This is a genomic window from Streptomyces sp. NBC_01244 (assembly GCF_035987325.1).
In the GTDB taxonomy this organism is placed as follows: Bacteria; Actinomycetota; Actinomycetes; order Streptomycetales; family Streptomycetaceae; genus Streptomyces.
In genome coordinates, this window is record NZ_CP108488.1 from 8,986,732 (window position 1) to 9,000,944 (window position 14,213).

Below are 14,213 nucleotides of genomic sequence, written 5' to 3' on the forward strand. Positions count from 1 at the left end.
CCGTAAAGTCAACTTTGGGTAAGTGTGACCAAAGAGGATGGGGGATTTGGGGAGTGGTCGAGCGTTTGCGGACAGGAAAGCGGGGAGGGTGGAGCTACGCTGCCTCGCAGTCCTTCCCGTCGGTGTCCGATGCGGCGGACTTCGCGAGGGAGGCGTCCAGGCTGAGGCCCGCGCCGGTGGTCCGGGCTCCGGTGAGGCTGACGCCTTCGGGCAGGTCGCCGACATCCACGGTCCGGGGCGCGAGCCGCTCGGCCAGGCCGGCCGCGCCCGGCAGTCCGCTGACGGTGGCTATCGGCAGTTCGCGGCCCAGCACGGTGACCGTCGTCGGGGTGATCGTGAGGCCGGCCGCCGTGGCGCTGGTGCTCGCGTGCACGGTGACGGGGAGACCGAGGCCGCCCACGGTCCCGGTGAGGGTGAGCCCCTTCGCGTCGCCGCCGACCGTCAGGCCGTCGGCGCCCGCGGCGGCTTCCTCCGAGTCGGCCAGGCGCTTCTGCAGGGCTTCGTAGGGGATGGTGGCCGTTGCCTGCCCGCCGCTGATGCCGCCGTCGCGCGTGACGTCGTACAGGTCGGCCTTGATGTCCATGTCCATGTCCGTGTCGGCGCGGCGTACGCCCTCGGCCGCCAGGTGTACGGAATCCACCTGGCCGGTCAGCGCGCGGAGTCCGGCGAAGGCGCCGGAGAGTTCCGCGGTGACGGGCCCGCGGGCCTGGAGGCGGCAGCCGGCCGCCCGCGCGATGCGGTCCTGGGCGGAGTGTTCGACCGCGACGTCGGCCGCGAAGACGCCGACCAGCGCGATGGCCGTCCCGGCGGCGATGAGGACGGGGGTGCGTCGGAGCTTCATGGTGCGGCGGATCCGATCTGCTTCAGCATTCCGAAGGCCTCCAACAGGAGGACGGGGGGCGGGGTGTCGGTGAAGGTGCCGTTCGCGCGGCGCCGGCGCTGGGTGCGCAGGACGGCGCGGACGGCGGACAGGGCGGCGCCCGCGATCACCCCGGCACGCAGGTCGGCCTCGGGGGTGTCGGCGGGGAGCCGGTCCAGCACGATGAGTGTGAGCCGGTTCTCGAATTCGGCGAAGAGCTGGACGAGTTGGGCGGCCACCACGCGCTCGTCGCCCGCGATCGCCACGGAGTGGGTCAGGGCGGTGAGGCTGGACGCCGCGAACGGGGCGACCGCGGAGATCAGCGCGTTGCAGACCGCGTCGAGCGGGTCCTCGTGCGGCGGGCGCCGGGCCAGTTCGGCCTCGACGTACGCGAACAGGTCGACGCTGTCGGGCAGGAGCAGCGCTTCCTTGCTGTCGAAGTAGCGGAAGAAGGTCCGCTCGGAGACGTTCGCGCAGGCGGCGATGTCCGCGACCGTGGTGCCCGCGAAGCCGTGCTCGGCGAACAGGGCGGCGGCGCCCTCGCGCAGCAGCTTGCGGGTCCGCTCCTTCTTCCGCTCGCGCAGGCCGGACTCCGCATCCGCATCCGGCTCCGCGGCCTTCGCCGACGCCGACCGCGACCCCGACCGCGACCCCGACCCCGACCCCGGCCCCGACGCCGGTTCGGATTCGGGCATGGGCATGGGCGCGGAGGCCGAGGCGGGCGCGGCCGGATCTTGGGTCACCGTCGAAGCCTAGCAATGCCGTCACCCCTGTCAATTGTCATGAGTGACAATTGTCAGCCCTGACATTTTCTGCCAAGGTGCTTCGTGTCAGCCCTGACACTTCCTGGAGGCGTCGTGCATTCCCCCCTCGGCCGAACGAGCCGCCTCGGCCGCCTCGGCGGCTTCTGCGCCCGCCACCCCGTCTGGGTGATCGCGGCCTGGCTCCTGCTGCTGGCCGGCGCGATGTTCGGCAGCCGGCTCGCCGCCCCGGTCTACAGCGACCAGATCACCCTCCCCAGCACGCAGTCCCGTACCGGCGCCGATCTGCTGGCCGCGTCCGCCCCCGGGATCGGGGACCCCAACGGACGCGTGGTCTTCCACGTGGACTCCGGCTCCCTGGCCGGGCACCGCCAGGCCCTCGACGAGAGCGCGGCCCGCCTCGCGCGGATGCCCCACGTCACCGCCGCCTCCCCGGTCGTGACCAGCGCGGACGGCCGTACCGCCTACACCACGGTGTCCTTCGACCGGCAGGTCAAGACCCTCGGGCACGAGTACACCGGCACGCTCGACACGGCCACCGCCGCGGCCCGCGCCTCCGGCGTGGAGGTCGCGTACGGCGGAGACCTGAACCAGGTCGTCCGGCCGCCGGCCGACGACAGGGCCCGCGAGGCGGCGGGCGTCCTCGTGGCCCTGCTGATCCTCCTGCTCGCCTTCGGCAGCGTCGCCGCCGCCCTGCTGCCCCTGCTCACCGCGGTGGTCAGCGTCGGCGTGGGCCTCGGCGTCGTCGGCATCGTCGCGGGCGTCGTCAGCTTCGCGACCGCCGCCCCCACCCTGGCCACCATGATCGGCCTCGGCGTGGGCATCGACTACGCGCTCTTCCTCACCACCCGCTTCCGCCAGGACCTCCTCGACGGGCACGACACGGTCGACGCGGCCGGCCGTACCGCCGCCACCAGCGGGCGCGCCGTCGTCGTGGCCGCCGTCACCGTCGCGGTGGCCATGCTGAGCCTCTACACCTGCGGGCTGAACTTCATCGGTCGCATGGGGCTGGCCGCCACCATCGTCGTGGTCGTCACCGGGGCGGCCGCCCTCACCCTCGTGCCGGCCGCCCTGGGCCTGGTGGGGCGCCGGATCGACCGGCTCGCGCTGCGCCGCCCGGTCGCCGAGACCTCCGGCGACCACGACGGCTGGCACCGCTACGCCGCCCTGGTCGCACGGCATCCGTGGAAGTTCCTGACCGCGGGAACCCTGCTCCTCGCGCTGTGCGCCGTACCCCTGTTCTCGCTGCGCCTCGGCCACGTCGACGACGGCGCCGACCGGGCGGGTAGCACCACGCGCACGGCCTACGACTGGATCTCCGAGGGCGAGGGACCCGGATTCGGCCCCGGGGCCAACGGCCCCTTCGTCCTGGTGGTCGACCTCCACGAAGCCACCGTCCCGGCCGACCGGATCGGCGCCGAACTCACCGAGGCGCTGCGGGACACCGCCGGGACGGCCGGGTTCACCCCGCTCGCGCCGAGCCCCGACGGCCGGCTGCTCGTCTCCACCGTCACCCCGGCCACCGGACCGCAGAGCGCCGCCACGGGCAGCCTGTTCACGACACTGACCGCCGCCACCCTGCCCGACGCGCTGAACGGCACCGGCGCCGAGGGTTACCTCACCGGATCCACCGCAGGGCAGCTGGACTTCCGCGACACCGTCAAGGACCGGCTGCCGCTCATCATCGCCATCGTGCTGGCCGCCGCGCTCGTGCTGCTGACCTTCGTGTTCCGCAGCGTGGTCGTCCCGCTCAAGGCGGTCGCGCTGAACCTGTTCACCACCGCCGCGTCCTACGGGGTCCTCGTCGCGGTGTTCCAGTGGGGCTGGGGGAGCGGGCTGATCGGGGTGTCGGAGCCCGTTCCCATCGAGTCGTTCGTACCGATGATGATGTTCGCGATCGTCTTCGGCCTGTCGATGGACTACGAGATCTTCCTGCTCTCCGCCATCGCCGGCTCCTGGCACCGCACCGGCGACAACACCCTCGCCGTCGGTACGGGCCTGGCGGCCACCGGCCGGGTCATCTCCAGTGCGGCGCTCATCATGACCGCCGTCTTCCTGTCCTTCGCGGCTTCGCCCACGGTCGTGGTCAAGATGCTGGCGGTGGGCCTGGCGGTGAGCGTGGTCCTGGACGCGACGGTGGTGCGGCTGGTGCTGGTCCCGGCGGCGATGTTCCTGATGGGCCGGGCCAACTGGTGGCTGCCGCCCTTCCTGGACCGGATCCTGCCGCGGCCGCACACGGAGGAGCGGCCGGGGTGGTCGGCGGGGTCGTCGCCGGAGCCGGGCACGGCCAGGGCCACGGCCGCGGGGACAGCCGCGGGGACAGCCGCGGGGACAGCGGCGGGCACGGCCATGGGCACGGCCGCGGGCACGGGCAGCGGTCGGGGTGAGGCATGATCGGGGGATGTCTGATCGCATCATCGCCGCCTGCGACGGGGCGGCCAAGGGAAATCCCGGGCCGGCCGCATGGGCCTGGGTCATCGCCGACGCCCACGGGCACCCCGAGCGCTGGGAGGCCGGGCCGCTCGGCCGGGCCACCAACAACGTCGGTGAACTCACCGCTCTGCAGCGGCTGCTGGAGGCCGTGGCCCCCGGTACGGCCGTGCAGGTGCGGATGGACTCCCAGTACGCCATGAAGGCCGTGACCCAGTGGCTCCCCGCCTGGAAGCGCAACGGCTGGAAGACGGCCGCGGGCAAGCCGGTGGCCAACCGCGAGCTCGTCGAGAGCATCGACGCCCTGCTGACCGACCGGGACGTGGAGTTCCGCTACGTCCCCGCGCACCGCGAGGACGGCGACCACCTGAACGCGATCGCCGACCAGGCGGCCAGCGACGCCGCCGTCAGCCAGGAGCCGGCCGGCACCGCGCTGGGCCACGCCTCCCTGCCGGTCCCGGCGCCGGCCCGCAGCACCCCGGCCCGCAGCACCTCCGCCCGCCGTCCCGCCGGAGCCGCGTCGGCCAAGAGCGGGACCGCCGCCAAGAGCGCGACCACCGGCCGGGCCGGGGTGACCATCAAGGCCAAGTTCCCCGGCACCTGCCCCTGCGGGAAGCAGTACGCGGCGGGGGAGAAGATCAGCAAGCTCGGCTCGCGCTGGGGTCACCCCGACTGCGGCGGCGCCGACGCGGGGTAGCTTTCAGCCACGTTCCCCATGCAAAGCTTTCGTTCGAAAGAAAACGGAAGTTTCGGCTTTCCCGCGCTACGCTGACCTCGGCCAGGGACGCAGTCGAGGGGAGCTCCACCGTGCACGCAGAGGAACGACAGCAGGCGATCCTGCGCCGGGTCCGCGAAGCGGGATCCATGCGTGTCACGGACTTCGCGGCGGAGCTCGGCGTGTCCGTGGTGACGGTCCGCAAGGACGTCGAAGTCCTCGCCGAGCGCGGCCTGCTGGCCCGGGTGCACGGCGGCGCGATGCTGCCGGAGGACTGGGCGGAGACCGCGCCCGTGACCGCCGCCCCGCCGGTGGCCGGCGCGGCCTCGACCGCCCCGGGCAGCGCAGTCGCCGCCGGACCCGGAGCGGGCCCCGGTTCCGGCCGGCCTCTGGTCCTCGGGCTGATCGTGCCCTCCTCCGCCTACTACTACCCCGAGGTGATCAAGGGGGCCCGGGAGGCGGCGGACGCCCTCGGGGTACGGCTGACCCTCGCCGTGTCCACGTACGACGTGGACACGGAGAAGACGCAGGCCGCGCGGATGGTCGCGGACGGCGTCGACGGGCTGCTGATCGCGCCCTCCGCCGATGACGGGAAGCCGGGCGGCCAGTGGTACGAGGAGCTCGGCGTGCCCGTCGTGCTCATCGAGCGCCGCCCCGAACAGCAGGCCTCCGCCGCCGAGCACGTCGGCACGGACCACGGGTACGGAGCCAGGCTGGCGGTGGGCCACCTCCTGGACACGGGACGCCGCAGGATCGCCCTGGTGATGCGCGGCGGGACCCCCACCGCACCCTGGATCAAGAAGGGCTACTACGCGGCGATGGAAGAGGCCGGCCCCGAGGTCGCCGAGCACGCGCTCTTCCTCGACCTCGCGGAGCTCGGGGCGGGTGACGCCGCCTACGAAGCGGTGCTGGCCACCTTCGTGGAAGCCGTGCGGGAGGGCCGCGTGGACGCCGCCCTGGTCCATCCCGACCATGAGGCCATGGTGCTGATGCAGCGGCTGCGCGGTGCTTCGCTGGCGGTGCCGGGCGATGTCGCGCTGGTCTCGTACGACGACGAAGTGGCCTCCCTGGCGGACCTGCCGCTGAGTGCGGTGGCGCCCTCGAAGCACGAAGTCGGGGTCACGGGCGTGGAGTTGCTCGTACGGCGGCTGCGCGAGCCGGGCCGGCCCAGGCGGCGGATCGCCATCCTCCCCGAGTTGCGGGTGCGAGCCTCCAGCGAGGCCTAGGGCGTGTCGTCAAACTCCCGTCTGCCCTAACGCTGACTTGGCTTTTCTTTCTCAAACTTTCCTTTTCTATTGACTCTCTTCTCCTCTGGCCGAATGATGTGCATCACCTCGCCGCATCAACGGCTCGCATCTGAGGAGCAGAGCAGTGAAGCTCACTTCCCGTACCTCCCGCGCCGCCCTCGCCACGTTCTCGCTGGCCTTCTTCGCCACCGCCTGCGGTGGGAGCGAGGGGGGCGCCGAGCCGAAGGCCGACGCTCCCAAAGAACCGGTCAACCTGACCTATTGGGGCTGGACCGGCGGTGCCCAGCAGGTGGTGGACGCCTTCAACGCGTCCCACCCGAACATCAAGGTCACCTACTCGGCCATCACCGGCGGACCGGACGGGTACGCCAAGATCAGCAACGCGATCAAGGCCGGGAACGCTCCCGACGTCGCGGGCATCGAGTACCCGACCCTGCCGGAGTTCGTCAGTCAGGGATACCTGGCGGACATCACCGCAGCGGCCGGCGCCACCGTGAAGGCGAAGTTCCCCCAGGGCGTCCAGGACCGGGTGACCCTCGGCGGCAAGACCTGGGCCGTGCCGTACGACGCCACGCCCAACCTCCTCTACTACCGCAAGGACCTCTTCAAGAACGCGGGCGTCGAGGTCCCCAAGACCTGGGACGAGTACAAGACGGCCGCCGAGAAGATCAAGGCCGCCGACAAGAACGTGCGCATAGGCGGCTGGGGCAACGACGACGCCCCGCTGCTGGCGGCGCTCTCCTGGCAGGCCGGTGCCAAGTGGTACGGCACCGAGGGTGACGGCTGGAAGGTCAGCATCAACGACGCCTCCTCGCAGAAGGTGGCCTCCTACTGGCAGGGCCTGGTCAAGGACGACCTGGTGATGAACCTGAAGATCAACGGCCCGGAGTTCGCGAAGGCCAAGGCCGACGGAGTCATGGCCAGCTTCATCGGCGCCTCGTGGAGCGCGGGCGGCACGATGACGGCCCTGGCCAAGGACTCGGGCAAGTGGGGCGTCGCCCCGCTGCCGCACTGGGGCACCCCGGCCACCGGCATGTTCGGCGGCACCAGCTACGCCGTCACCAAGGGCAGCAAGCACGTCAAGGAAGCGGCCGAGTTCGCCGCCTGGGCGGCCACCAGCCCCGAAGGCGTCAAGGCCCGCCTCAGCAGCCTGAAGGCACCGAGCAGCAGCCTGCCCGCCAGCCCCGAACTGCGTCCGATCGCCGCCGCGGCCTTCGACGACAAGGGCTTCTTCGGCGGCGACAAGGTCTACGAGATCGCCGGCGCGCAGGTCGACACCATCGTCCCGGGCTGGGTCTGGGGCCCGGTGCAGACGGCCACCAACACCGCCATCCAGGACGCCGCGCTCAAGGGCACCCTGACCGACGGACTCGCGGCCGGACAGACCGCCGCCGAGGCGGCCATCAAGGGCCGAGGGCTCAACCTCGCGAAGTAGGCGCCGCGCGGGGCCCGAAGCCCACCCGGCACCCGGGCCCCGCCTCCGCCTAGCCCCTTCTCTTCTCGAAGGCCTTCCCGTCCGTTCCTCCGCAGCGCACCACCAAGGAGATCCGGTGGCAGCACCACTCACTCGTTCAGCGCGCGGCGCCGCGCCCGTGGGCCGGCCGGGCCAGGGCAGGGCGGTGCTCGTCTTCCTCGGCCCGTTCTTCCTGCTCTTCACCGCGGTCCTGATCCTGCCCGTCGCGTACGCGCTCTGGATGAGCTTCTTCACCGAGCGGTCCTCCGGCCTCGGATTCGGCGGCACCGAACGGGTCTTCAGCGGGCTCGGGAACTACACCAAGGCGCTCGGCGACCACGGCTTCACCTCCTCCTTCCTGCACGTGGCCGCGTACTGCGCCGTCTACATCCCGGTGATGATCGGCGCGGCCCTCGCCCTGGCCCTGCTCGTCGATTCGGTCGCGGCCAAGGCCAAGCGCCTCGTCCAGTTCGCCGTCTTCATGCCGCACGCGGTCCCCGGACTGATCGCGGCGATCATCTGGACCTACCTCTACACCCCCGGCCTGAGTCCGGTCCTGGACTGGATCGAAGCGGCCGGCGGCCACTGGGACTTCTTCGCCCCGGGCAGCGTCCTGCCCTCGCTGGTGAACGTCGCGGCCTGGCAGTGGGTCGGATACAACATGATCATCTTCTTCGCCGCGCTGCAGGCCGTGCCCCGCGAGGTCATCGAAGCGGGTGTCATGGACGGCGCCGGTGAACTGCGCATCGCCCTGCAGATCAAGCTGCCGATGATCCGCTCCGCCGTGTTCCTCACCCTCCTGTTCACCTGTGTCGGCGTGGTCCAGATCTTCGGCGAGCCCATGCTCCTCTCGAAGCGGGCCGGCTCGATGGGCTCGGACTGGTCTCCGATGATGTTCATCTACAAGGCGGCCTTCGAGCGGCACGACTACGGCCTCGCCTCCTCCGCCTCGCTCATCGTGGCCCTCGTCGCCGGCACCCTCTCCTACGTCGTCACCCGGATCGGAAAGCGAGGTGACTCGGCATGAGCACCCAGACGGCCCCCTCGGCCCCGCCCGAGGCCGCTCCCGGCAGTGAGCCGGCGCCCGCACCCGGAGCCACGTCCGCCCGGCGGGCGGACCGGAAGACGGCCGGGAGGCCGCGCCGGAGCGGTGCCATGGCCTCCAAGGCCGTGGTCAACGCCGTGCTCCTGGTGGCGGTCCTCTACACCCTGATGCCGCTGACCTGGCTCCTGATCGCCGCCACCAAGAACCACGCCGACCTCTTCGGGACGGCCGGCTTCGGCTTCGGCGAGTTCCACCTCTTCGACAACCTCCGGGCCGTCTTCAGCCACGACGGCGGCATCTTCGGCCGCTGGCTGCTCAACAGCCTCCTCTACTCCGTCGTCGGATCACTGGCGTCCTCGCTGATCAGCGTCGCCGCCGGATACTGCTTCGACAAGTACGAGTTCCGCGGCAAGGGCGCGCTCTTCGGGCTCGTCCTGACCGGCACCCTCGTCCCCACCGTAGTCATCACGCTCCCGCAGTACCTCCTCGCCTCCGAGGTCGGGATCGTCAACACCTACTGGTCGGTCCTCATCCCGGCACTCGTGAACCCCTTCGGCGTGTACCTCGCCCGGGTCTTCTCGGAGGGCTACGTACCCGGTGAGGTCCTCGAGGCCGCCCGCATCGACGGAGCGAGCGAGCTGCGCGTCTTCCGGTCGATCTCGCTGCCGATGCTCCTGCCCGGCTTCATGACCCTCTTCCTCTTCTCCTTCACCGCGAGCTGGAACAACTTCTTCGGCCCGCTGGTCATGCTCAACGACCAGCACCTGTACCCGGCGGTGCTCGGCATCTACAGCTGGAACCAAATCGTGCTCCAATACCCGGAGTTCTACTCCCTCGCGATCACCGGATCACTGGTGGCCGTCATCCCGCTCGCCCTCGCCTTCATCGGCCTGCAGCGGTTCTGGCGCTCCGGCCTCTCGGCGGGAGCGGTCAAGTGACGAACCCCGGCCTCCCCGACCCGACCCGCGAGCCCGGCGGGCCCCGAAAGCCCCGCACCCTCCTCGTCATGAGCCCGGAGACGAAGGCGGCCCTGCTCGACGAGCAGGCCCTCGCCAGGCTCGGCGCCACGGCGCTCCTGGACCCCGACCTCCTGGTCACCGACTTCGCCGCGGCCGACCCCTTGCGGCTGAGCGAAGCGGAGGTCCTGCTCACCGGCTGGGGCTGCCCGCCCCTCACCGAGCAGGCCCTCGACCTCCTCCCGTCCCTGCGCGCGGTGGTGCACACCGCCGGATCCGTGAAGGGGCTGATGACGGAAGCGGCCTGGCGGCGCGGACTGTCCGTCACGAGCGCGGCCGAGGCCAACGCCCAGCCCGTCGCCGAGTTCACGGTCGCCGCGATCGTCTTCGCCAACAAGCGCGTCCTCACCACCGCCCGGGCCTACCGGGAGGCCCGCACCCAGCTCAACCCGCTCACGCTGTACCCCGGAATCGGGAACTACGGCCGAACCGTCGGCATCGTCGGCGCCTCGCGCATCGGCCGCCGGGTCATCGAGCTGCTGCGCTCCTACGACGCGCACGTGCTGGTCCACGACCCGTACCTGGCCGGGGACGAAGCGAGAGCCCTGGGGGTGGAGCCCGTCCACCTGGACGAACTCATGGGCCGCAGTGACGTGGTGACCGTGCACGCACCGCAGACCTCCGAGACCCGCCACCTGATCGACGCCCGCAGGCTCGCCCTCATGCGCGACGGCGCGACCCTCGTCAACACCGCCCGCGGAACGCTGGTCGACACCGAGGCGCTCACCGCGGAACTGGTCTCGGGCCGGCTGCACGCCGTCCTCGACGTCACCCACCCCGACGTACTGCCGGCCGGATCGCCGCTCTACGACCTGCCGAACGTGCTGCTCACCCCGCACATCGCCGGCTCGCTCGGCAACGAACTCGGACGTCTCGCGGCCTGCGCGGCCGCGGAGTTGGAGCGGTACGCCCGGGGACTCCCCTTCGCCCACGCCGTCCACCCCGCGAGCCTGGCCCACTCGGCCTGAACGCCCGCCGACGAACCCCGAAAGCTCCCCATGACGCCCGGTCCCTCAGCCCCCCTCGTCGGTCCCGCAGGCCCCGCCGAGACTCCCCTCCTGCCCACGCCCGGACAACTCGCCTGGCAGGAAGCCGGATTCGGGATCTTCCTGCACTTCGGCATCAACACCTTCAACGGCGTCGAGTGGAGCGACGGGACCCTGGACCCGGACACCTTCCGGCCCGCGCACCTCGACGCGCGCCAGTGGGTACGTACCGCCGCCGAGGCCGGAGCGAAGTACGTCGTGCTGACCGCCAAGCACCACGACGGCTTCTGCCTCTGGCCGACCGAAACCACCGCCTACTCCGTGGCCTCCTCGCCCTGGAAGGACGGAGCGGGCGACGTGGTCGCCGAACTGGCCGAGGCCTGCGGGGAGGCAGGCCTCGGCCTCGGGCTGTACCTCTCTCCCTGGGACCGCAACGCCGACTGCTACGAGGAGCCCGCCGCCTACGACTCCTTCTACCTCCGTCAGCTCACCGAACTCTGCACCCGCTACGGCCCGTTGTGCGAGCTGTGGTTCGACGGCGCGGGCTCCGAGGGGCGCACGTACGACTGGGACGCGGTCATGGCCGTGATCGACCGGCACCAGCCCGGCGCCATGGTCTTCAACATGGGCCGCCCCACGATCCGCTGGGTCGGCAACGAGGAGGGGCTCGCCGCCGACCCCTGCCGCTACGTCACGCACTCCACGGGCATCAGCCTGTACGACGAGCGGCAGGCCGAGCTCGACTCGGCCGCCTACCTGCCGCCCGAATGCGATGTCCCGCTCCGCGCCGACTGGTTCTGGCAGCCCGGGAACCACCACACCCTCAAGAGCCGCGAGGACCTGCTGGAGATCTGGTACTCCTCGGTGGGCCTCGGCGCCGGCCTGCTGCTGGGTGTGCCGCCCGACCGGCGCGGACTGATCGACGACGCCGACCGGGCGCGGCTCCTCGAGTTCACCGGCGAGCTGGAGCGGCGCCTCGGCGATCCGCACTCCGCCGTCCTCTCGGCCGGCTTGCTCCCGGCCGACGTGCTCCCTTCCGAGGGGGAGGAGCTCCTCGCGGACTTCGGCCGGTCCGTCCGCGTCGACCACGTGGAACTGCGCGAGGACCTCACCGGGGGCCAGCGCGTGGACGGCCACGAGATCTGGGCGGACGGCCGGCTGATCGCCTCCGGCCACACGGTGGGGGTCCGGCGCGTCCACCGTGTGGAGCCCCTCACCGTGCGGGAACTGCGGATCCGGCTGACCGGAACCGGGGCCCGGCTCACCGCGGTGACGGCAGCCGGACCTCGGCCCGAGCTCAGCTGATCTGCCAGCGCTGGTAGACCGAACCGCCGGCGGCCTGCTGGCTCGCCAGGGCCCCGTCGGCGCCGGACGCCGTGGTCAGGAGCAGCCCGCTCTTCTTGTTGGCCACCGTGTAGTCCCCGGAGCCGAGCGGGGTGAGCAGCCAGCGCTGGCTGTCGCCGCTGCCGCAGGCGGTCTGGACCACGGCCGCGCCCGCAGCGGTGGAACCGCCCGCCACGTCCGCGCAGAGGCCGGACGAGCCGTTGGTCATGGTGTAGCTGCCGTCGCCGGTGAGGGCGAGGCGCCACTGCTGGTTGGGGCCGCCGTGCGGGGTCCAGGTGATCAGCCGGGTACCGGAGGCGGTGGAGCTCGCCGGGTCGTCGAGCGCCTTCCCGGCCGAGGTGAGGGTTCGGGTGCCGCTCAACTGGCCGCCGTACACCTCGAATTCGTACAGTGAATAGCCGTAGGTGGTGCCGCGCTGGACTCCGTACACCCGGATGTAGCGGCCGGAGCCGGACAGGCCGGTCAGATCCTGGACCCCGCCGGCGCCCGTGGTCGTGGAGTACGCGGTGCGCCAGGTGCTCTGGTCGTCGGAGAGCTGGATCTGGAAGCCCTTCCCGTACGCGGCCTCCCAGCGCAGGACCACCCGGTTCACGGCCTGGGAGGACCCGAGGTCCACCTGCAGCCACTGCGGATCGGCGTACGCACTGGACCACCGGGTGCCCGGATCGCCGTCGGTCGCCAGCGCGGCCGGGAAGTTGACGGTCTCGGTGCTGGACGCGGTGGTGGGGCGGTTGCGGGCGAGGTTGCCCGGTTGGGCGAGTCCGGGCCATGCGGGGTTGTGTCCGATCGCGGCCACGATCGGCGTGAACGCCGCGTAGGTGGCGACCGGCTTCGGTGAACCCCAGGTCTGCTGGGCGAGGCCGCGCAGCGGGTACATGATCCCGGCGGCGATCTGCGTCTCGGTCTCGGCGTTCGGGCTGTCGCACCACACGTGGACCAGCGAACCGCGGTTCTTCGAGGGGTCGGTGATGGTGTTGCCGCCCTCGAACCGGTCCGGGGTCCACGTCTCGTACATCCACTTCGTGTCCGGTTTCGCACCGCCGAGCACGTAATAGGTCGGCGTCCAGGACTCGTTGGCGATCGTGTGTCCGGCGTTGACCAGCTGCTGGGGGGTGAGTCCGTAGCTGTACCAGTACTCGACGAGGATGCGGGCGTCGGGCGTGACGGTCCCGTCGCCGGCCTTGATGCCGTCGTTCCACATGCGGGTGGTCTTGCCGGCCGAGCGGACCAGGGAGTCCGCCCAGTTCACGAACCCGTAGTAGGTGTCCTTGGCGGTGGCGTTCGCGCCGTAGTGGGCGCGGGCGTAGCTGAGCAGCTGCGGGTACCTGGCGTAGTCGGTGACGTATTCGTCGGCGCCGATGTGCCAGTACGCGGCCGGGAACAGCGGCAGGTATTCCTCGATCAGGTCCTTGATCAGGGTGTAAGAGCCGGGCAGGGACAGGTCGATGAACTCGGAACTGGCCGTGCCCGAACTGTCCTTGAGCTTGAGCTCCGGGTGGGCGGCCAGGATCTGGTTCATGTGCCCCGGGGTGTCGATCTCGGGGACGATCGTGACGTGGTACTTCTGCCCCAGTGCGATCAGGTCCGCGATGTCCTGCTTGGAGTAGTGGTCGGCGGAGACGATCTCCGGGTGCGTGGAACTCTCCAGTCGGAAGCCGAAGGTGTCCGACAGGTGGAAGTGGAAGTAGTTGAGCTTGAGGTAGGCCAGCTCCTTGATGTGCTGCTTGACCCAGTCGACGGTGAAGAACTTCCGCCCTTGGTCGATCATGAGCCCGCGCTCGGCCTTGGTGGGCCAGTCCACCGCCGTTCCACCCGGCACGGAGGCAGACTGGTGCAGCAACTGCAGCACGGAACGGGTGCCGTTGAAGGCTCCGGCGTCGGTCCCGGCCTGGATGGCGAGGGACTGGCCGACGGTCATCCGGTACCCCTCGGCGGGCAGCGAGCCTTCGCCCAGGCTCAGGCCGATGTCGCCGGGGGAGGGGCTGCCCGTGACGACGGCCACCGGACGCCCGGCCAGCGCGCCCAAGTCCTCGGCGAACGTGGCCGCTTCGTCCAAGAGCTGCGCGGTGTGGGCGGGATCGACGACGATCCGGCTGGTGCTCGTGAAGCCGTACGCCCCGCTGCCTGCCGTCCACTGCCGCAGGGCCGGCACCGTCTGCGGCGGCGCGGCGGCGACGGCCGCCCCCGCCCGCAGGGGCTCGGCGCGGGCGGCGGACGGCAGGGACAACGCGGCCAGGGCCAGGGCGGAGGCGGTCAGGAATCTGAGCAGACGCATGGCGAGTCCCCAGGTGTTCACGGCGGCATCTCCCTCCGGCCGTGACCGCCGGAGGGAGTGGCCACAGTGCAACGCAATGACA

11 protein-coding genes are annotated in these 14,213 nt (G+C 71.4%); 8 read left to right on the top strand and 3 right to left on the bottom strand.

What is annotated here, in order from left to right; translation table 11 throughout:
* Window positions 1-94: 94 nt before the first annotated feature.
* Complete coding sequence (locus OG247_RS39995) at window positions 95-841, bottom strand: LmeA family phospholipid-binding protein (protein WP_327256866.1); 747 nt, start codon at window positions 839-841, stop codon at window positions 95-97.
* On the bottom strand, window positions 838-1,602 hold the full coding sequence (locus tag OG247_RS40000) for a TetR/AcrR family transcriptional regulator (protein WP_327256867.1): 765 nt from the start codon (window positions 1,600-1,602) through the stop codon (window positions 838-840). Before OG247_RS40000 ends, OG247_RS39995 begins: the two co-directional genes overlap by 4 nt.
* 114 nt (window positions 1,603-1,716) lie before the next feature.
* Here OG247_RS40000 and OG247_RS40005 point away from each other — a divergent pair, with 114 nt between their 5' ends.
* From OG247_RS40005 to OG247_RS40040, 8 genes are all read left to right on the top strand, one after another.
* The gene (locus OG247_RS40005; protein ID WP_327256868.1) at window positions 1,717-4,014 is read left to right on the top strand and encodes an MMPL family transporter; all 2,298 of its coding nucleotides are present in this window, start codon (window positions 1,717-1,719) and stop codon (window positions 4,012-4,014) included.
* A gap of 7 nt (window positions 4,015-4,021) precedes the next feature.
* The gene (locus OG247_RS40010; protein WP_327256869.1) at window positions 4,022-4,747 is read left to right on the top strand and encodes a ribonuclease H family protein; all 726 of its coding nucleotides are present in this window, start codon (window positions 4,022-4,024) and stop codon (window positions 4,745-4,747) included.
* 110 nt (window positions 4,748-4,857) lie between these two features.
* The gene (locus OG247_RS40015) at window positions 4,858-5,991 is read left to right on the top strand and encodes a substrate-binding domain-containing protein (RefSeq protein ID WP_327256870.1); all 1,134 of its coding nucleotides are present in this window, start codon (window positions 4,858-4,860) and stop codon (window positions 5,989-5,991) included.
* A 145-nt stretch (window positions 5,992-6,136) separates the two neighbouring features.
* Window positions 6,137-7,447 carry an ABC transporter substrate-binding protein gene (locus OG247_RS40020; protein WP_327256871.1) on the top strand — a complete coding sequence of 437 codons (1,311 nt, stop codon included), beginning with the start codon at window positions 6,137-6,139 and terminating at the stop codon, window positions 7,445-7,447.
* A 115-nt stretch (window positions 7,448-7,562) separates the two neighbouring features.
* The gene (locus OG247_RS40025) at window positions 7,563-8,492 is read left to right on the top strand and encodes a carbohydrate ABC transporter permease (RefSeq protein ID WP_327256872.1); all 930 of its coding nucleotides are present in this window, start codon (window positions 7,563-7,565) and stop codon (window positions 8,490-8,492) included.
* Window positions 8,489-9,448: a carbohydrate ABC transporter permease gene (locus OG247_RS40030; RefSeq protein ID WP_327256873.1), complete on the top strand. Its 960-nt coding sequence runs from the start codon at window positions 8,489-8,491 to the stop codon at window positions 9,446-9,448. The genes OG247_RS40025 and OG247_RS40030 overlap by 4 nt, the downstream gene beginning before the upstream one ends.
* Window positions 9,449-9,516: 68 nt before the next feature.
* Window positions 9,517-10,494 (top strand): hydroxyacid dehydrogenase, encoded by a 978-nt coding sequence (locus OG247_RS40035; RefSeq protein WP_327257800.1) that lies wholly within the window; start codon window positions 9,517-9,519, stop codon window positions 10,492-10,494.
* A 30-nt stretch (window positions 10,495-10,524) separates the two neighbouring features.
* Window positions 10,525-11,817 (top strand): alpha-L-fucosidase, encoded by a 1,293-nt coding sequence (locus tag OG247_RS40040; RefSeq protein WP_327256874.1) that lies wholly within the window; start codon window positions 10,525-10,527, stop codon window positions 11,815-11,817.
* Here the strand turns inward: OG247_RS40040 and OG247_RS40045 are convergent.
* Window positions 11,810-14,152, bottom strand: coding sequence for a family 20 glycosylhydrolase (locus OG247_RS40045; protein ID WP_327256875.1), 2,343 nt, complete (start codon window positions 14,150-14,152; stop codon window positions 11,810-11,812). The genes OG247_RS40040 and OG247_RS40045 overlap by 8 nt on opposite strands.
* Between the last annotated feature and the right edge of the window lie 61 nt (window positions 14,153-14,213).